This window comes from Shinella sp. WSD5-1 (assembly GCF_963942435.1).
Taxonomy (GTDB): domain Bacteria; phylum Pseudomonadota; class Alphaproteobacteria; order Rhizobiales; family Rhizobiaceae; genus Shinella; species Shinella yambaruensis.
This window is the reverse complement of record NZ_OZ012599.1, coordinates 23,397-41,073: the sequence shown is the minus strand read 5'-3', so window position 1 is coordinate 41,073 and position 17,677 is coordinate 23,397. Positions and strand designations below refer to the sequence as shown.

16 protein-coding genes, 4 pseudogenes and 1 riboswitch are annotated in these 17,677 nt (G+C 63.0%); of the genes and pseudogenes, 4 read left to right on the top strand and 16 right to left on the bottom strand.

The features are described 5' to 3' along the window. Positions 1–61 precede the first annotated feature (61 nt). From AABQ55_RS28850 to pstS, 8 genes are all read right to left on the bottom strand, one after another. Complete coding sequence (locus AABQ55_RS28850) at positions 62–823, bottom strand: metallophosphoesterase (protein WP_272808510.1); 762 nt, start codon at positions 821–823, stop codon at positions 62–64. 127 nt (positions 824–950) lie between these two features. Beyond that, positions 951–1,928: a CorA family divalent cation transporter gene (locus tag AABQ55_RS28845; protein ID WP_272808509.1), complete on the bottom strand. Its 978-nt coding sequence runs from the start codon at positions 1,926–1,928 to the stop codon at positions 951–953. A gap of 45 nt (positions 1,929–1,973) precedes the next feature. Beyond that, on the bottom strand, positions 1,974–2,882 hold the full coding sequence (gene ppk2, locus AABQ55_RS28840; RefSeq protein WP_244768828.1) for a polyphosphate kinase 2: 909 nt from the start codon (positions 2,880–2,882) through the stop codon (positions 1,974–1,976). Positions 2,883–3,130: 248 nt separating this feature from the next. Next, positions 3,131–4,096: a magnesium and cobalt transport protein CorA gene (locus AABQ55_RS28835; RefSeq protein ID WP_272808765.1), complete on the bottom strand. Its 966-nt coding sequence runs from the start codon at positions 4,094–4,096 to the stop codon at positions 3,131–3,133. A gap of 125 nt (positions 4,097–4,221) precedes the next feature. After that, positions 4,222–5,670, bottom strand: coding sequence for a CYTH and CHAD domain-containing protein (locus tag AABQ55_RS28830; RefSeq protein ID WP_272808508.1), 1,449 nt, complete (start codon positions 5,668–5,670; stop codon positions 4,222–4,224). A 59-nt stretch (positions 5,671–5,729) separates the two neighbouring features. After that, a complete protein-coding gene (locus AABQ55_RS28825) occupies positions 5,730–6,728 on the bottom strand; it encodes a DUF808 domain-containing protein (RefSeq protein ID WP_272808507.1) in 999 nt (332 codons plus the stop codon). Between the two features lie 146 nt (positions 6,729–6,874). Beyond that, positions 6,875–8,608: a Na/Pi cotransporter family protein gene (locus AABQ55_RS28820; RefSeq protein WP_272808506.1), complete on the bottom strand. Its 1,734-nt coding sequence runs from the start codon at positions 8,606–8,608 to the stop codon at positions 6,875–6,877. 43 nt (positions 8,609–8,651) lie between these two features. After that, positions 8,652–9,731, bottom strand: a complete 1,080-nt coding sequence (gene pstS / locus AABQ55_RS28815) for a phosphate ABC transporter substrate-binding protein PstS (protein WP_272808505.1) — start codon at positions 9,729–9,731, stop codon at positions 8,652–8,654. A gap of 283 nt (positions 9,732–10,014) precedes the next feature. Between pstS and AABQ55_RS28810 the strand changes: the two genes are divergently transcribed. From AABQ55_RS28810 to AABQ55_RS28795, 4 genes are all read left to right on the top strand, one after another. Next, a complete protein-coding gene (locus AABQ55_RS28810) occupies positions 10,015–10,821 on the top strand; it encodes a 3-hydroxybutyrate dehydrogenase (RefSeq protein ID WP_272808504.1) in 807 nt (268 codons plus the stop codon). 38 nt (positions 10,822–10,859) lie between these two features. Continuing rightward, positions 10,860–11,603, top strand: a complete 744-nt coding sequence (locus AABQ55_RS28805) for an acetoacetate decarboxylase (protein ID WP_272808503.1) — start codon at positions 10,860–10,862, stop codon at positions 11,601–11,603. 11 nt (positions 11,604–11,614) lie between these two features. Continuing rightward, positions 11,615–12,787 carry a patatin-like phospholipase family protein gene (locus tag AABQ55_RS28800; protein ID WP_443021260.1) on the top strand — a complete coding sequence of 391 codons (1,173 nt, stop codon included), beginning with the start codon at positions 11,615–11,617 and terminating at the stop codon, positions 12,785–12,787. A gap of 181 nt (positions 12,788–12,968) precedes the next feature. After that, positions 12,969–13,238, top strand: a complete 270-nt coding sequence (locus tag AABQ55_RS28795) for an amphi-Trp domain-containing protein (protein WP_272808501.1) — start codon at positions 12,969–12,971, stop codon at positions 13,236–13,238. Between the two features lie 262 nt (positions 13,239–13,500). Here AABQ55_RS28795 and AABQ55_RS28790 read toward each other — a convergent pair whose 3' ends face one another. From AABQ55_RS28790 to AABQ55_RS28765, 8 genes and pseudogenes are all read right to left on the bottom strand, one after another. After that, positions 13,501–13,806 (bottom strand): hypothetical protein, encoded by a 306-nt coding sequence (locus AABQ55_RS28790; protein WP_272808764.1) that lies wholly within the window; start codon positions 13,804–13,806, stop codon positions 13,501–13,503. Between the two features lie 205 nt (positions 13,807–14,011). After that, a pseudogene (locus tag AABQ55_RS37820) lies at positions 14,012–14,227 on the bottom strand (hypothetical protein); the annotation flags it as partial. A gap of 46 nt (positions 14,228–14,273) precedes the next feature. Next, a pseudogene (locus AABQ55_RS37815) lies at positions 14,274–14,647 on the bottom strand (DUF6925 family protein). Then, positions 14,536–14,838: a DUF6925 family protein gene (locus AABQ55_RS37810; RefSeq protein WP_443021259.1), complete on the bottom strand. Its 303-nt coding sequence runs from the start codon at positions 14,836–14,838 to the stop codon at positions 14,536–14,538. Before AABQ55_RS37810 ends, AABQ55_RS37815 begins: the two are co-directional and overlap by 112 nt. Before the next feature lie 110 nt (positions 14,839–14,948). After that, complete coding sequence (fdhA, locus tag AABQ55_RS28780) at positions 14,949–16,139, bottom strand: formaldehyde dehydrogenase, glutathione-independent (RefSeq protein WP_272808499.1); 1,191 nt, start codon at positions 16,137–16,139, stop codon at positions 14,949–14,951. Between the two features lie 183 nt (positions 16,140–16,322). Beyond that, a riboswitch (cobalamin riboswitch) is annotated at positions 16,323–16,523 on the bottom strand. A gap of 83 nt (positions 16,524–16,606) precedes the next feature. Continuing rightward, the gene (locus AABQ55_RS28775; protein ID WP_443021238.1) at positions 16,607–16,789 is read right to left on the bottom strand and encodes a helix-turn-helix transcriptional regulator; all 183 of its coding nucleotides are present in this window, start codon (positions 16,787–16,789) and stop codon (positions 16,607–16,609) included. Between the two features lie 121 nt (positions 16,790–16,910). Beyond that, positions 16,911–17,087 (bottom strand): annotated as a pseudogene (locus AABQ55_RS28770) (integrase core domain-containing protein); the annotation flags it as partial. A gap of 5 nt (positions 17,088–17,092) precedes the next feature. Beyond that, positions 17,093–17,450: pseudogene (locus AABQ55_RS28765) on the bottom strand (transposase); the annotation flags it as partial. Positions 17,451–17,677 lie beyond the last annotated feature (227 nt).

Genomic DNA, 17,677 nt, shown 5'->3' with positions numbered 1-17,677 from the left:
ATGGCTTCTTGCAACAATTGCCGGTGCAATATTCGCCTTGGATGACAGTTGGATGACGGTTTCAGGCCGGGCCGGCCAGCGGCTCCACCGTGACGGTGCCATCGGCGGAAACCGCCGTGCGCAGGAAGTGCGACAGCCTGCCCTCTTCGAAGACGGCGGCCGTCAGATGGCCGGACTTGAAGGCATGGGTGTCGAGCGCGATGCGGTTGGGGTAGACCTCCGGCAGGCCGGAGGCGGTCGGCGTATGGCCGTGGACGATGCGGTGCTCGAAAGCCCCGCGATAATCGAGGAATTCCGCCTTGATCCACATCAGGTCCTCGGCGGACTGCATGGCGAGCGGCACCTGTGGCCGCAGGCCGGCGTGAACGAAGCAGAACGGCGCTTCGACAAGGACGTGGCGTGCCGCGCACAGCACATCGCGATGCCCGGGCCATCCGGCGAGGATCCGGCGGCGCGTGGCGGTCCAGTCGGCCGCGGGATCGGCGATGCCGTAGGACAGCAAGGCCCCCGTCGCGCCATAGTGATCGATCCACCGCCGGAGATCGTCGGCAGCGAGACGGTCGAGCAGGAATTCGCGCAGAAACCAGTCATGATTGCCGAGGATGAGATGCGAGGCGCTGTTCTCCCGCAGGTGGGCGGCCACCATGTCCAGCACGGCCCGGCTGTCCGGCCCGCGGTCGATGAGATCACCGAGGAAGATGACGCGGCTCCCCTCCTCCGCCGAACGGATATGGGCAAGCAGCCTATCGAGAAGATCGGCACGCCCATGAATGTCGCCGATCGCATAGAGGCGGCGCCCTGTGGCTGGGACCTGACCTGACATTACGTTCAAACCTTTTTTGGATCGACCTCTTCAGTGAGCATGTTCGTCGGGACTGAGGCCAATAAAGCATCTTATGCATCTATACTTCATCGTTCGAAGGGCCGGCGATACGATCCGGATTGCATACCTAGAACCGCAGGCTGATGCCCGCGCGGCGCAAGAGCCAGTAGAACAGCGCGGTCGCGGCGATGCCGAGCATCATCGCCCACAAGAAACCGGTGTTGCCCTCGCTGAAGGGAAGCCCGCCGGTGTTCATGCCGAAGACGCCGACGACCAGCGTGCCGGGCAGCAATAGCGCGCTCATGACGGCCATTGCCCTCAGGCTCCGGTTGGATTCGTCCGCAAGCTCCGCCGCCATCTCCTCCTGGAGCAGCCGGGCGCGGTCGTTGACCATGACGATTTCGCGGTCAAGCCGTTCCAGCCGCATGGAGAGCCGCCGGAGAACGGCATGGGCATGCTCGGAGAGTGCCCAGTCCTCCCGGTCCTCCTCCTCGAAAAGCGCTACCATGCCCGCGACGGGCCGATGCAGCGAGACGGCGAGGCGCCGCACTTCCTTCAGGCTGCGCCGCTCGTCGCTGAGCCGCTCGGTGACCAGCCGGTCCTCCACCGCGTCGAGGATCGCCGCGGCGTCCTTGAGCCTGATGGCGGTGTTCTTGCAGAAGGCCGCAACGATGGCCTCGAAGAGTTCGTAGGCCGTCGCCGGGCAGAAGCCGTCGGCGAACGAGCGCCGCACCCGGTTCACCGCCTCGACGGGATGTCGCCGGCCGGTGACGAGCAGACGCTCCGACAGGGCGAAATGCAGCCGGCCGATCGTGGTGGAGGTACGCTCCATGTCCTGCTGCAGGTCGGCGACGACGCCGTGAACCGTGCCCGCCTCGTAACCGAGGACGAGGCTTTCGTCATGGCCTTCGAGGATGGAGCGCGCCGCCGCCGGCAACGGGCACTTGCCGGCCAGCCAGCTCAGCATGCGCTGGTCGACGAGATCGACATGCAGCCACACCCAGCCGTCCTCGGCGGCAAGCGCAGCGTCGATGTCCTGCGGGACAATCGGCATGAGCGGACCGCCGGGGTGGCCGCGATAGGCGCCGACCAGGCCCGGCGCCATGCCTCTCTCCCTCTGGTCCAGCAGGTTCAAGTGCGGGAACCGGCGTCAGTAGACTTCCGGGACATACATCTCGTCCGGCGGCTCATGACGGATATAGTCGTCGTTGCGAACGCGCTCCGGCAGCTCGATGGCAGGCTTCGGAATATCCTCGTAGGGGATTTGCGCCAGAAGATGCGCGATGCAGTTGAGGCGCGCCTTCTTCTTGTCGACAGCCTCGACGATCCACCAGGGCGCTTCCGGAATATGTGTGCGCTCCAGCATCTCTTCCTTCGCCTTGGTGTAGTCTTCCCAGTGGACGCGGCTTTCGAGGTCCATCGGGGAAAGCTTCCACTGCTTCAGCGGGTCGTGGATGCGCATGCGGAAGCGGAATTCCTGCTCGTCGTCGGTAATGGAGAACCAGTACTTGATAAGAATGATGCCGGAGCGCACCAGCATGCGCTCGAATTCCGGCACGGAACGGAAGAACTCCTCCAGCTCGTCGTCCGAACAGAAGCCCATGACGCGCTCGACGCCGGCGCGGTTGTACCAGGAGCGGTCGAAGAGGACCATTTCGCCCGCCGTCGGCAGATGCGGCACATAGCGCTGGAAGTACCATTGATTGCGCTCGCGCTCGGTGGGCGCCGGCAGGGCGACGACGCGGCAGACGCGCGGATTGAGGCGCTGGGTGACGCGCTTGATGGCGCCACCCTTGCCCGCGGAATCGCGCCCCTCGAACAGCACCACCACCTTGAGCTTCTTGTGCTGCACCCAATCCTGCAATTTGACCAGCTCGTGCTGGAGGCGGAACAACTCACGGAAATAGACCCGGCGTTCAAGGGTCTGGACGGGCACTTCGGACATGCCTTCGGCGATGAGATCGTCCAGCCGCTCCTCCTCGATCTGCATTTCCAGCTCCTCGTCGAAGCTGTCGGCAATCTCCGCCTTGATGCGGTTGAGATGATCGTCGTTGAACATGGGGCGATATCCTCAAGGGGTGGAAACGGCACCCGGAAGCAGGCGCCACCGGGACGATCGAAGGGCAATCCGCGTCAGGACACCGAAGCAGGCAATGACGACGACGGTGGCTTGGCGGCGCCAGTCGGCGCATGGCCGAAACGACCTGCCCGGCCCGGCTGTTCCGCGCCTTTCCCGCCGGAATCCTATAGGAAACATCGACGACGCTTTTGTGACGAAGCGCAATTCGGCGCCCTCCTGGAACGGCCTCATATCCACTTGTAGCGCTTGAACCGGAAGTACAGCACGCTGCAGAAAATGGCGATTATCCCGAGAACGACGAAGTAGCCGTAACGGGTTTCGAGCTCCGGCATGTTCTCGAAGTTCATGCCGTAAATACCGGCGATCGCCGTCGGTACGGCGAGGATCGCCGCCCAGGAGGCAAGCTGGCGGGTGATCGTGCCCTGCCGCTGCTGCTCGAGCAGATTGCTCGCCTCGAATACCGAGGTGATGACGTCCCTGAGACCGCCGACCGTCTGCTCGACGCGATGCATGTGCTGCAGCGCATCGCGGAAATAGGGCTTCGCCTCGGCATCGAGGCACGGCAGGTCCAGATGCACCAGCTTGCCGCACAGATCGAGCATCGCATCGAGAACACGCTGGAACAGGATGACCTCGCGGCGCAGGCGGAAGATCAGCTTGATCTGGTCCCGGTCGAGAAAGGCGTCGAGCATGGTGCGCTCCATGTCGAGCACGGAATCCTCGATCGTCCGGACGATCGGTAGGTAGCCGTCGACGATGAAATCGAGAATGGCGTGGAGAATATAGTCGGTGCCGTGGCTGAGCGTATGCGGCGACATTTCGAGCCGGCCGCGCAACGCGCCGTGCCCCCGCTCGGATCCGTGCCGCACGGTGATGATATAGCGCTCGCCGACGAAAATGCCGGTGCGCCCATAGACGATCCTGTCGCCTTCGAGCTTCGCCGTCTGGGCGAGCACAAAAATCTGGTCGTCGTAGGCGCTGAGTTTCGGCGTTTGCAGCGGGTTGAGCGCATCGTCGACGGACAGTTCGTGCAGGTCGAAGCGCGCCTTCAGCAGCGCCATTTCCTCGGCGGTCGGCTCATGCAGACCGATCCAGATGAAGTCGTGGGGCTCTGCCGGCACGGCGACGGCGGAAAACGGCACCTCCTCCATGCGGCGTCCTTCGCGATAAAGGCAGGATGCGACGACGGCCATGATGTCTCCCAGCGAATCCGGACGGTCGGGAATGCCCGACCGGGCCAGCAGATAGCGGCCGGTCTTGACAGCCATGTGAAAAGCAGGGAGCGCGATCCTCGCGAAGCCGGGCAGCCCTTTTTCGTTCAGCGCCAGAAGCGCCTGGCGTCGCAGAAGGCATCATGCGCCTCCACCGCGACCTTCAGTATCTCCGCCTCGTCCGCCCCCTTCTTCTGCGGCATCTCTTCGGGAAAGAGGCCGGCCTCGGCGAGGTGCCTCGATGTGTTCGCCCTGTCGTTCAGCACACCGAGAGCGTCCTGCAGCGTTTTCAGCGCCTCGATGAAGTCGCCATAGCGCCGCCGCTGCTTCCTGCCCTGGAAAAGGCTGGCGAAGAACTCGGCTGCATAGCGCAGCTTCTTGGCGTCCTTGCGCATCCTGTGGCGCACCTCGTCATCGAGGTCGGCGAGGTCGCGACCCTGCCTTTTCACCTTCCGCCGCAACCGGTCGAGGGCGGCGATCGCGAAATCACGCAAGGGCATCGCGCGCATTTCCGCCAGCGACGGACGATGATGCCAATCGCCGCAGGCAAGCCATTCCGACAGGTCGAGCATCAACGCCTGTGCCCGGGGCGACGCCAGGGCATCGGTCGCCCTTTCGAAGGCCTCGCGGCGCGCCTGCTCCAGTGCGGCGCGTGCCGCCGCATCCCGTTGTTCGGGGATCAGTACGTCGAGGTCGCGCACCGCGCCCAGAACGCCGGCCAGCCAGCGCAGCTCGTCCTTCAGGTACTCCAGCGCATCGTCCGCGACCACGGGCGCGAACGCGGCCAGCGCCGAACGCAGGCGCCGAAGGGCGACCCGTGCCTGATGCACAACCTCCACATCACCGCGACCGAACAGCATCTCGTTCAGCCTGAACTGGCGAAGGCAAGCGCCGGCGACGACGCGGAATGCCCTCTCCACGTCCATGTCCTGCGACAGAAGGACCGGCTCGGCCGGCGCCGAGGAGAATGCAGGGCCAAGCAGCCTGTAGCCCCGCTCCGCCTTGCTGAGCACGCCGGGACGCAGCGGCGCCTCGGCGGCGACCCCGCGCGCGTAGGAAAAAAGAGCGGCGGGATCGCCCGACTTCAGCTCCAGCTCGATCTCGCAGACCGGCGTGTGCCTATCGCCGGCGGCGATCTCGCCCCGATCGAGCACGAGCTCGATCTGCGCCTCCCGCCAGGATACGAGCCAGGTCATCCGCGTGACGGCAACCTCGAACACCGGACGCAGTACCCGTGCCCGCTCGCCGAGAAGGGCTTTCAGCGGCGTCGTGTCGTCGAGGACAGGCACGTCGCTTTCGACGAGCTGCTCCCATTCCGGACGCACGAAGAGGCTGGCCGCGCTCTCGCCCGCGGCCTTGACGGTCTGGATGCGCTGGTCGCCCGTCCGGCGGATGCGCAAGGAGAAGCCGGCAGCATGAAGCTCCTCCTCCGGCGTGTCGAAATAGATCGCCCTGAGTTCCGACACGGCGGGCTCCGCCGGCAGCAGGCCGGAAGACAGGAGCGCCTGCGCGGCCTCGGGCGTCAGGTCCAGCTTCAATTCGATTTCCGATGCCAAGACGGCTCATCTCCAAAGGTTATGGCCCGCAGGGGGTATTCCGTCACAAGCGAGGCGGATCAAGCTGCGCGAAGCCTGCGAAGGCGTCCGCTCAGCCAGCGCCATACCGGCACGATGAATCCGCCGACGGCCGGGATCATCGCCGCGCCGATCGCCAGGCCGAGGATACCGGAACCCGTGGCCTGGACCAGCCAGGAAAGAAAGCCGCCGAATGCCGGAACGGCTTGCGCAGCCGCCTCGGCGGCATCATGCAGGATGTGGCTCGGCCATGCGAAGCCGAATATCTCGGCGCCATGCAGCAGGATACCGCCGCCGACCCAGATCATCGCCGCCGTACCGACCATGCCGAGGAGCTTCAGGAGATAGGGCATACCCTGAACGAGACCCTGACCGATGATGCGAAGGCCGGCGTCGATCGGCGAGCGGGAGGGGCGGCGCGCAAGCCAGAGGCCGGCGTCATCTGCTTTCACAATAAGCGCGACAACACCATAGACACCGACCGTGATCACGACGCCGACGACGGCCAGTATCAAGGCCTGGCTGGCGATGCCCGCATCCGGCACGGAACCCAGCGTGATCGCCATGATCTCGGAGGACAGAATGAAGTCCGTGCGGATCGCGCCGGCGACTTTCTCGTTTTCGAAGGTCTTGGCGTCGACCGCGATGGTATCCAACGCCTCTTCATGACGATGGGCGCCGTGCGGAGATATGAGTTCATAGACCTTTTCCGCACCCTCGTAGCAGAGATAGAGACCACCCAGCATCAGGAGCGGCGTGATCGCCTGCGGCGCAAGAAGGCTCAGCACCAGCGCCGCCGGGAGCAGAAAAAGCAGCTTGTTCTTCAACGAGCCAAGGGCAATCCGGCCGATAATCGGGAGTTCGCGCGCCGGTGAGAAGCCGGTGACGTAACGCGGCGTCACGGCGGCATCGTCGATGACGACGCCGGCTGCCTTGGCGCCGGCCTGCCCGGCCTGGGCGGCAATGTCGTCAAGCGATGCAGCGGCAGCCTTTGCAAGGGCCGCGACATCGTCAAGAAGAGCAATCAGGCCGACACTCACGAGGGACTTCCTTCTCGGTAAATCGGGGAAGCATAAGGGACTATGCTCAAGGGATGTTCCCAAATGCGAAAACTGTCCGGCAGGCCGGAGCCGGCGGCCGAGCAGTCACCGCAGCGTAGCCGCCGCGGTGACCGATAGCATATGGCCTATTCGGCGGGAACCGGGCTCAAGCCGCCGTCATCCATCCGCTGCTCGCGGTTCTCCCGCCGGATATTCGCGCGGGCGAGCACGCTCTGCCGGTTTACCGACTTGCGCTCGGCATCGATGCGACGGATCAGGATTTCCGCACGCTCGACGGAACCGAGCAGAGCAAGGATGGTGCCCCGTTCAGCAGCACCGGCATTCGGACCGAGCGCCAGCGTCTTGGCGCGCAGTTCCTCCACGTCGGGATAGCTGACATGGCCCGCCGGCATCTGCGGATCGGCGATGCCATGGTCCGGCATGATGGCGCGAAGCGAGACATCGAGCTTGTTCAGCGCGGTTTCGACGATCGCCTGTGCCTGCGGCGAGAATTTCTCACGCTTCACCCGGCGCGCAACCTGGTGCATCGATTCCGTGAGCGCCGCGGTGAAGTCCGCCTCCTCGATCAGGCTGGCGATGAGGTCGAGCTGATCGTAGGGCAGGTCTTCCTTCATCAGGTTGGCCGTGTACGCGCGAATATCGCGGCTGAGGATGTCGGTCGCGAGATAGTGCTCGCCCGGATCGGAGGGTGCCTTCTTGTCGCCGCGTGCGATGTTGAGGAACATCGCACCGGCCTGGAGGTGACGCGTCGTTTCCTGCTGGATGGCCGGAACGGCACGAGCGAAGTCGTTGGCAACCTCGCGGCTGAGGAACTTCGGGGTCGAATAGTCCTCGATATCCTCTTCGTCCGACCGCCCGACACGGGACAGAACACGCTCGAACACGCCGACGAAGGGAAAAAGCAGTGCCGTGTTGAAGATGTTGAAAACCGTCGAGTAAAGGCCGACCGCGACAGGAACGAGCGGGAACGTTTCCTTGCCGTCGACCATGACCGCAAGACCCGGATCACCCATGCCGAAGACGCCCATCGTCCATTGCAAGACGCCGATCGAGACGAAGAAGAGCGGGACGGTGATGCAGACGCCGATAATGTTGAAGGAGATATGCGCGTAGGCCGCGCGCTTGGCATTCTTGGACAGGTTGAGCGAGGCCATCCACGAAGTGATGGTGGTGCCGAGATCGGCGCCGAGCGAGAAGGCGACGGCGGTCGTCCAGTCGAGCACGCCGGCCGCACCCAGGCCCATGACGATGCCGATCGTTGCCGACGACGAGTGGATCATCGCGGTGATGCCGGCTGCGATGAGGACGCACTTGATGAGGTTGAAATAGGAATCCGCCCGAAGCGTCTGAAGCAGTTCCATGACCTCGGGCATGTTGCGCAGGGGACGCAGGCCACCCGTCATCAGGTTGAGACCATAGAAGATCAGCGCGAAGCCCATGCAGGCGAGCGCAATGTTACGGACTTTCTCACTCTTGGCGAAGCAGTAGACCAGCGCGAAAACGCCCCCGCAGATCAGGCCAAGCGGGCCAAGCGGCAGGGCGATCAGGCCGTTGCCGAGCGTCGTACCGATATTGGCGCCCATGATCACGCTGATTGCCGGCCTGAGACCGACCACGCCGGCATTGACGAGACCGACCACCATCACCGTCATGGCCGTCGAGGACTGAATGACGCCAGTGATCAGAGTTCCGGCCATGACACCCTTGATCGGCGTGCCCGCAGCCTTGGCAAGGAAGTTTCGCATGCTGTTGACGGAAAGCGCCTGGATGCCGTTGGCCATGAACTCAAGGCCGAGCATGAAGATTCCCAACCCGCCGATGACGGGGACGAGAATGTCCTTGAAGATATCAATTTCCATGGGAAGACTCGCTTCTATTAGAACGATTGCGACGAAGCCGGGCTCAGTTGCTCACGGAACCCAGATTCGTGGTCCAGTACGCTTCGATCTTGCCGGCCAGCGCCGGCGGGATGGGGATGTAGCCGAGTGCGCTCGCCTCATCGCCACCGTGGCTGAAGGCAAGGCGGAAGAGATCCAGCACGCGGTTGACGCGCCCCTTTCCGCGATCCCGCGGCACGACAGCGTAGGTGACGACCGCCATCGGATAGGCCCTGTCACCCGTCGTCACCGTACCGGTGGCGGGAGAGCCGGTCGCGGGATCCCAGGCGAGGCCTTCAAGGCCTGCCTGGAAACTCTCCGGGCCCGGCTGCACGAAAGCGCCGGCCTGGTTCTCAAGCGTTGCATAGGCAAGACCAAGGCGGACGACCTGGCCATATTCGAGATAGGAGATGCTGTTCTTCGTGGCAGCCGCGAGGCTCGCAAGCCCGCCGGTGCCCTTCTCGCCCTTGCCGAGCGGCCATTTGACCAGCGTATCCGCGCCGACCTTCTCCGCCCATTCCGGGCTGACCTTGGCGAGGAAACCGGTGAAGGTGAGGGTTGAGCCCGAACCGTCCTCGCGGCGAAGGACTGCTATCGCCGCATCCGGCAGCGCCAGACCCGGGTTGAGCGCCTTGATCGCCGGATCGGACCATGTCGTCACCTTGCCGAGATAGATGTCGGCCAGGACGGGTCCGGAAAGACGCAGCGCCCCCGCACCGACACCGTCCAGATTGGCCACGACCACGATGCCGCCCATCACGATGGGAAACTGGGCATAGCCGCGCTTCTTGAGTTCATCCGACGGCAGCGGCGCATCGGTTGCCGCAAAGTCCGTTTCCGGCTGGTCGAGCCGCATGATGCCGGCGAGCGAGCCGACCGGCTCGTAGTCGACGCGCCAATCCGGCGACGTGAAATCACCGCCATCCGTGCGCATCGCCTCGTAGTCGCGCGACCAGAGATGGATGATCGGTGCAGCAAAGGTCGATCCGGCGCCCCGGATGGGTTCGGCGTGGGCGGCATGGACGGATAGAAGGATGACAGCGCCAAGGGCCAGCGCAAGCCTGCGCCAGACTTGGCAGCCGGGATGCCGTAACAAATTCACCATGAATCTCCCCTCGGTATTGCGCAATTTCAGACAACAGAGGGCCTCTCCGCCAGTCATGACCGACTGGCAGGTATGGAAATGCGCACGACTTCAAGACGTAAATTTAATACACTGCGTGTTCGACCACTATTTACTAATAATCTTGTTTGACGCTCTCGTGACGATATTGACCATAATTAAAAACAGCACATAGATGACCAGGAACAACTGTCATCGCAATGAAATATCGGTGTGCTCCAGATCACGCCACGACCGCTCAAGGCCGAAGATATGGAGCCCCCCGATGAACGACGCGACCCAGCCGAATACCCTCGCCAACCGAACCGCCATCGTCACCGGCTCCACCAGCGGCATAGGCCTTGCGATCGCCCGGCGCTTTGCGTCGGCGGGCGCGAATGTTGTCATCAACGGACTGGGCGATGCTGCGGCAATCGAAGCGGAACGTGCGGCTATCGAGGCGGATTTCGGCGCGCGCTGCCTCTATTCGCCGGCGAACATGCTTGATGGCGAAGCGATCACGGCGATGGTCCAGCTTGCAGTCGACACGTTCGGCGGCTGCGACATCCTCGTCAACAATGCCGGCATCCAGCACGTCGCCCCGATCGAGGAGTTCCCCGCCGACAAATGGCAGGCGATCATCCAGATCAACCTGATCGCCGCCTTCCATTCCATCAAGGCCGCCCTGCCCGGCATGAAGCAGCGCGGCTTCGGCCGCATCATCAACATCGCCTCGGCCCATGCGCTGGTCGCCTCGCCCTACAAGTCCGCCTATGTCGCGGCCAAACACGGCATCGCAGGCCTGACCAAAACCATCGCGCTGGAAGCGGCGACGAACGGCGTCACGGTCAATGCCATCTGCCCCGGCTATGTCTGGACCCCGCTCGTCGAGAAGCAGATCCCCGACACGATGGCTGCGCGCGGCCTCACCAAGGAGCAGGTCATCCATGACGTGCTGCTCGAAGCCCAGCCGACCAAGCAGTTCGTGACGGTCGAGCAGGTTGCCGGCCTCGCCCTCTATCTCGCCGGCGAAGGTGCAGCTTCCATGACCGGTGCCATCCTGTCGCTCGATGGCGGCTGGACGGCACACTGATCGCCCCTCACAATTTCGCAAATTCAGGAACGACCGACATGAAGGCCGCCGACGTCCGCAACGCCTATGCCATGCCGCTGACCAACCCCGCCTATCCGCCGGGTCCGTACCGCTTCATCGACCGGGAATATGTCATCATCAGCTACCGCACCGACCCCGATGCGCTGCGCGCCGTCGTGCCGGAACCGCTGGAGATCGTCGATCCCGTCGTCAAATACGAGTTCATCAAGATGCCCGACTCCACCGGCTTCGGCGACTACACCGAATCCGGCCAGGTCATCCCCGTCCGCTTCAACGGCGAGGAGGGCGTCTATGTCCACGCCATGTATCTCGACGACGACGCGCCGATTGCCGGCGGCCGGGAAATCTGGGGCTTTCCGAAGAAGCTTGCCTTTCCCAAGCTCGTGCATGAGGGCGAGGTCATCGTCGGTACGCTGCACTACGGCTCCGTGCTCTGCGCCAGCGCCACGATGGGCTACAAGCACCGCGCGGTCGATACCGCCGACGTCGCCCGTTCGCTCGGCAAGCCGAATTTCCTAGTCAAGATCATTCCCCATGTCGATGCAAGCCCTCGCATCTGCGAACTGGTGCGCTACCATCTCGAAGACGTGACCGTGAAGGGCGCCTGGACGGGGCCGGCCGACCTGCAGCTCTTCCGCCACGTCATCGCCGACGTCGCCCGCCTGCCGGTGCTCGAAATCGTCTCGGCCGTGCATTTCATCGCCGACCTCACCCTGGGCATGGGCGACGTCGTGCATGACTACATGGCCGATCCGGCTTGAGGAACAGGATGATGGACGAACAGGCAAGGCTGAAGCCCAGGCGCAAATCCGAAACGCCCGATATCGCCGATCTTCTCTCGGCCTATCAGTCGGTCGGCCTGGTCTTCCAGGGCGGCGGGGCGCTCGGCGCCTATCAGGCCGGCGTCTTCCAGGCCCTCGACGAGGCCGGCATCGAAGCGAACTGGCTGTCGGGCGTATCGATCGGCGCGGTCAACGCCGCCATCATCGCCGGCAACGCCAGGGAGAACCGCCTCGACCGGCTGCGCGATTTCTGGGAGACGATCTCCGCCCGCAAGATCTGGCATTTCACGCCGGAGGGCGACTTCTTCCGCAAGATGCGCAACCAGGCGAGCTCGATGATGACGATGATGTCGGGCCTGCCCGGCTTCTTCGCGCCGCATCGTGTCAATCCCTGGCTGCAGCAACCGGGCGCCTCGGGGGCGACCAGCTTCTACGATACGTCGGAACTGAAGTCGACGCTCGACCGCCTCATCGACTGGGACGTGCTGAACGACCGCCGCCAGCGGCTCAGCGTCGGTGCGGTGAACGTCCGTACCGGCAACTACCGCTATTTCGACAGCCATATCGAAGTCCTAGGTCCCGAGCATGTGATGGCGTCGGGCGCCCTGCCCCCGGCCTTCCCCGCCACGCTGATCGAGAACGAATATTACTGGGACGGCGGTATCGTCTCCAACACACCGCTGCAATATCTGCTGGAACAAGAGGACGTCCGCGACACGCTGGTCTTCCAGGTCGATCTTTTCAGCGCGCGGGGCATCCTGCCGCGCGACATGGCGGATGTGCTCGCGCGGCACAAGGACATCATGTATTCCAGCCGCACGCGCAACAATACCGATACGTTCCGCCGCCTGCACAACCTGCGTCTCAGGCTGCACCAGGCGCTGCTGCGGGTGCCGGCGGAGGCGCTGACGGACGAGGACCAGGCTTTTCTCACGGCCATGGAGGACGTGCCGCAGATCAACATCGTCCATCTCATCTACCAGCAGAAAATCTACGAAAGTGACGCCAAGGACTACGAGTTCTCCGGCACCTCGATGCGCGAACATTGGGATTCCGGCTACCAGGACACGCGAAAGACCCTGAAACACCGCCGCTGGCTCGAAAAGCCGCCGGAATCCATCGGCATGGTCGTCCACGACGTCCACCGCGACGATCCGAGCTGATTCCCCCTACAAGAAAATATTACATTCGACAGAGGGTTATTTCCCGCTGCGCAGATTCACCAATCCGCGCAGTATACAGAAGATACGTAAATAATATCATGTAAATACTATCAAAACTTCATCGTTGTTTTGCAGTCGAACGCTTTCATGCTGCTGCCAACTGCTAAACAGAGGATCAGTCATGGAAGCAGAACGCGAAATCCAGAAGACCTATTCCATAGCGGAATTCGCAGCGGAACTCCGCCGGCTGGCGGATATGCTGGAATCGAACGAAAACTACTCGATCCGGCTCGAGGACGAGGAAGTCGTCATCCCGCAGGACGCCGTCGCTTCGATCGTCTACGAGATCGAGGAAGGCAGCGCCGAAATCGAGTTTCAGTTGAGCTGGGAAACCGGCAAGACCGAGGATGACGACAAGGTCGAGGAAGAAGGCCAGACCGAAAACGCCTGAGGCATGGACCGTCCGGGTGGTGTCGGTCATTCGATCACCATCCGGCCGTTCCTCCTCGCAGCGACACGAGGCGAGTACTCCTCGCCTCAGATCCCGAAGCACGACCGACCGGCGGCTTCGTTCAGCAATCGGCGGTCGTGTGCCCGCACGCCCGCCAAATCGCGGATGATTGGCAAAGCATTCCGGGCGGCCCCAGCCCCTATGAGCCAGTCCAGCACGAGCCATCGAGCGGTCAGGAGTGCAAAGGGGCCTCAGGCCAATCTTAAGCCTTTACGGGTTTCCGCTTCTTCACCAAGGCCTTGTCGGCCGTCGGCTCCTCGCCGGGCTCGAAATCGTTGTCCATCACCGGGTCGAGCCGATGCCTGATGGCCAAGGCATAGACGACCTTCAGAATTTGGGCGTCCTTCACGCCCGGATCGGTCAGCGCCAGCAGCGAAGCCTTCACGATCCTCTTGCTGCTCGCCTTTGGACATTCCGCCAGGACATGGCGGTAAAGCGCGTCATCCTCCAGCCCTCGTTCTGCGCCACCAATGAGAGCGTCATATATCCTGTCAATTTTTCCGGCCATTTCAAGAAGCTCCAAACTAAGGATCGTCTTGAAAGAGGTCGCCAATTCCGATGTCACAATCAAGAATGCCGGGTGCATAACGACTATAAGATGGTCAAAAGAGCTACCGAAGGCAGGGGCGTCTTTCTTGGCGGCCCTTTTGGACCAGCCCCCCACCGATTCAGCGGCTGGCAGCTCCGTTTTCAAAGATCAAATCAGGCAAATCCTATCCCCACCAAGGAACAGATCGTCCCACTGGCTGCCTGCGCCAGATGGAAACCCCGAGCCGATACTGCTGACGCAGCATGATGCGCACGGTGGCCCGGCTGAAGCGGTCGGATTGCGCTAGGAATTGCTCGGGGTCTATCCTGCGGGCGAGCCCGTCCAGCACCGCCTTGCGCAGGATCGGCAGAGCCCGGCGCGCGAAGCGCTCGAACAGATCCTGGAAGCGGCGTGATCATCGATGTCGAAATCCCGATCCCCGCCCATCACAGGATTGGCGGGCTGAAGACCTCGATGCGGCCGATGCGAGTCAAGGCGACGCGATGGGGGTAGGCCCTCCTCATCGCGTCGCTTGCCGGATTGCCGGGATCGAACAGGCTGCGGCCGGCATTGGCGCGCAGGATCACCAGCAAATCCGGGTCCTCAGTGCGGATGCAGAAATCGCAGTGGGGCAGATTGAGACCAATGTCGAAAAGGATTGCCTTCCGGTCGGCACGACGGACGGCGTCCTCATCCGCCCGAGCTCGGTCAGGACCCTGCGTCCCGCCATGATCGAATCTTTCTGCGGCAGGCAAAGTGCCAGGCCGTGGCTCCATCGATGCGGCTTCGGGCTGAGGGCCTCATAGGCGAGAGGGACGATCTCCCGACCGTTCCGGCATTCAGCCGGATTGCATCACGCGGCGTCGCGCGCACGAACATCGTCGGCGCGTCGGCTTCCAGATACTCGCCCCGATCCCGATGAAACTCGGCGACAGCACCGAGGGAGCCCATGCTCCAACCGGATCTGTCATCGACGATGTGGTCCTTCAAGACATCCCGAAGGTGAGCCATGCCGGTATCCTTGATCGATGAGGCGCAATCCTGCGGCCCGTGTGGCAGCGCGCATTCCATCGTGCTTGCGGCGCCGGCCATGAGAACCGACCGGCGCCCGTTTCATGTCATCAGGCCGCCTTCAACAGGTCCCCATGGGGATCGAGTACGAACTTTGTTGCCGCGCCCTGGTCGAAGCTCTCGTAGCCCTGCACCGCATCGTCGAGCGCGATGATTTTCGCATTGACGATATCGGCGATGGGCAGGCGGTCGTGCAGGATGGCCTGCATGAGCTGCCGGTTGTATTTCAACACCGGCGTCTGGCCGGTGTGGAAGGATTGCGCCTTCGCCCAGCCGAGACCGAAGCGCAGCGACAGGCTGCCCTGCTTGGCTGCGTTGTCGACCGCGCCCGGATCTTCCGTGACGTAGAGGCCCGGAATGCCGATCGAGCCGGCGGCGCGGGTGATCTCCATCATCTGGTTGAGCACGATGGCCGGCTGCTCGCCGCCCGCATGGCCGCGCGCCTCGAAGCCGACGGCGTCGATGGCGCTGTCCACCTCGTTCGTGCCGACCACGTCGGCGATCATGTCGCCCAGCCGGTCGCTCTTGGAGAGGTCGATGGGCTCGAAGCCGACCTTCGCCGCGTGGGCGAGACGGTCCTTGTTGAAATCGCCGATCATGACGACCGCCGCACCGAGGATGCGCGCAGAGGCGGCGGCGGCAAGCCCGACAGGGCCGGCGCCCGCCACATAGACCGTCGAGCCGACGCCGACGCCCGCGCGCACCGCGCCGTGGAAGCCGGTCGGCAGGATGTCCGAGAGCATCGTGAGGTCGCGGATCTTGGCCATCGCCTTGTCGCGATCGGGGAATTTCAGGAGGTTGAAATCGGCATAGGGGATGGTGACGTAGCGTGCCTGCCCGCCGATCCAGCCGCCCATGTCGACATAGCCATACGCGCCGCCGGCGCGGGATGGGTTCACCGTCAGGCAGACGCCGGTATCCTGCGACTTGCAGCAGCGGCAGCGGCCACAGGCGACGTTGAAGGGCACCGAGACGATATCGCCGACCTGAAGCATCTCGACGTCGATGCCCTTCTCGATCACTTCGCCGGTGATCTCGTGGCCGAGGACGAGGCCCGGCATCGCCGTCGTACGGCCACGTACCATGTGCTGGTCGGAGCCGCAGATATTCGTGGAAATTACCTTGAGGATCACGCCGTGCTCGATGCGGCGGCCATCCGGCGCTTCGAGTTTCGGATCATCGATGTCGCGGACCTCGACCTTGCCGGGCCGCATGTAGACGACGCCTCGATTCCTGCTCATGCTCTGTCTCCTCCTGTGTTGAAGCCGCCCGGCCCGCTCCTCCGCGGGCAGGATCGTGGTCAGGACGAAACGCGAACCGCCGGGCGATCCGCGAAACGTCTCTCGACGAAGGATGGAAAGGAGAAAGCAACGGAGCGTCCACGAAAGGACGCCGTTCGCCTCTCGATCGCCCACCGCAATCGGCCGAGTCATGGATTCAAGGCTGGTTTCCGGGCTTCGGAACCGTCCCTAAGGACCCTCTCGACACCTTCCCGGCCGGCCGGCCAGTGGCATTCGTCGAGATTTCGTTCCGCTACCGTTGCGGGGGCAGCGCCGGCATTGGACCGGCTTCCCAATTATCCATCCCGGCAAGGCCGGGATGGCACCCTGAATGCCGCCAGCATTTCACTTGAGGGGCAAAAGAACCGTCGAAATTACGACATCCGCGGTGTCTTGAACGACAGCTTTTCCCGACCGCTCGGGCCTCCTCACGCAGCCTGCCGGAACTGGCGCGGCGTCTGCCCCACGATGTTCTTGAACTCACGGGCAAAATGCGATGCGCTTGAGAAGACGACTTCCAACGCGATATCAATGAGCGGCGATTTGGATTGCAGCAACAGCGCCTTCGCATGCTCGGCTCTCACCTGCTTATATGCGCGGGCCGGCGACATCTTCAGTTGCGTTATCGAGATGACCTTCCATGAGGATCAGGACAGCCGCAGGCGATTGTCTTTGACCTGAGCCCCAAGTTTCGTCCGGGATTTCGGAGAGTCTTTGGTTTTCAATCTGGCCTCATGCGGCCTGTTTTTCCATCGCCATTTTCATGGCGAATTCGTTGGGCGTGATGTTGCCCAGCGCTGAATGAGGTCGCTGTCTGTTGTAATCCTCCTTCCATGCGGTGATTTCGGCTCTGGCGTGAGGCAGTGACGAGAACAGCGTTTCGTTGAGGCACTCGTCGCGGAAACTGCCGTAGTCGACCGATCCACGGCCAGGATTGCACACGCCCGGCGCTGGCTCACATCATGCTCTTCGCAGACATAAGCCACCGCATCCCGCCTTGCGCCGGGCTTCACCATTTTTTTGATGCGATACCCTTCAAAATGGCGTTGTCCAGCATCGTGTCCGCCAAAAGCCTCTTCAGCTTGGCGTTCTCATCTTCCAAGGCCTTTTCCGAGCGTCGGAGACATCCATGCCGCCATACTTCGCCTTGTATTTGGAGAAGGTTGCCTCGGATATTCCGTGCTTGCAGCAGACATCGGCCGTCCTCTGGCCGCTCTCCTGCTCCTTCAGCATCCCGATGATCTGCTCGTCCGTAAACCGTGCACGCTTCATGCCGTCCGTCCCCGTAATACGACAGAACCCACAAAAATCTGGACGAAGTTCTGGGGTTCAGGGCAGAAGTCGCCCCGCCTCCCCTGCTCAGAACCGGTACCCGCTCGATCCTGCGTTCACCTGAAAACAAAAAGGCCCGGCGCTGATGCGTCCGGGGCTTTTGAGTCCGCCTATCCCCTTGATTTCCCTGTTAAACGGGGGTTTCAAGGGTCGCATGCTAGAAACTG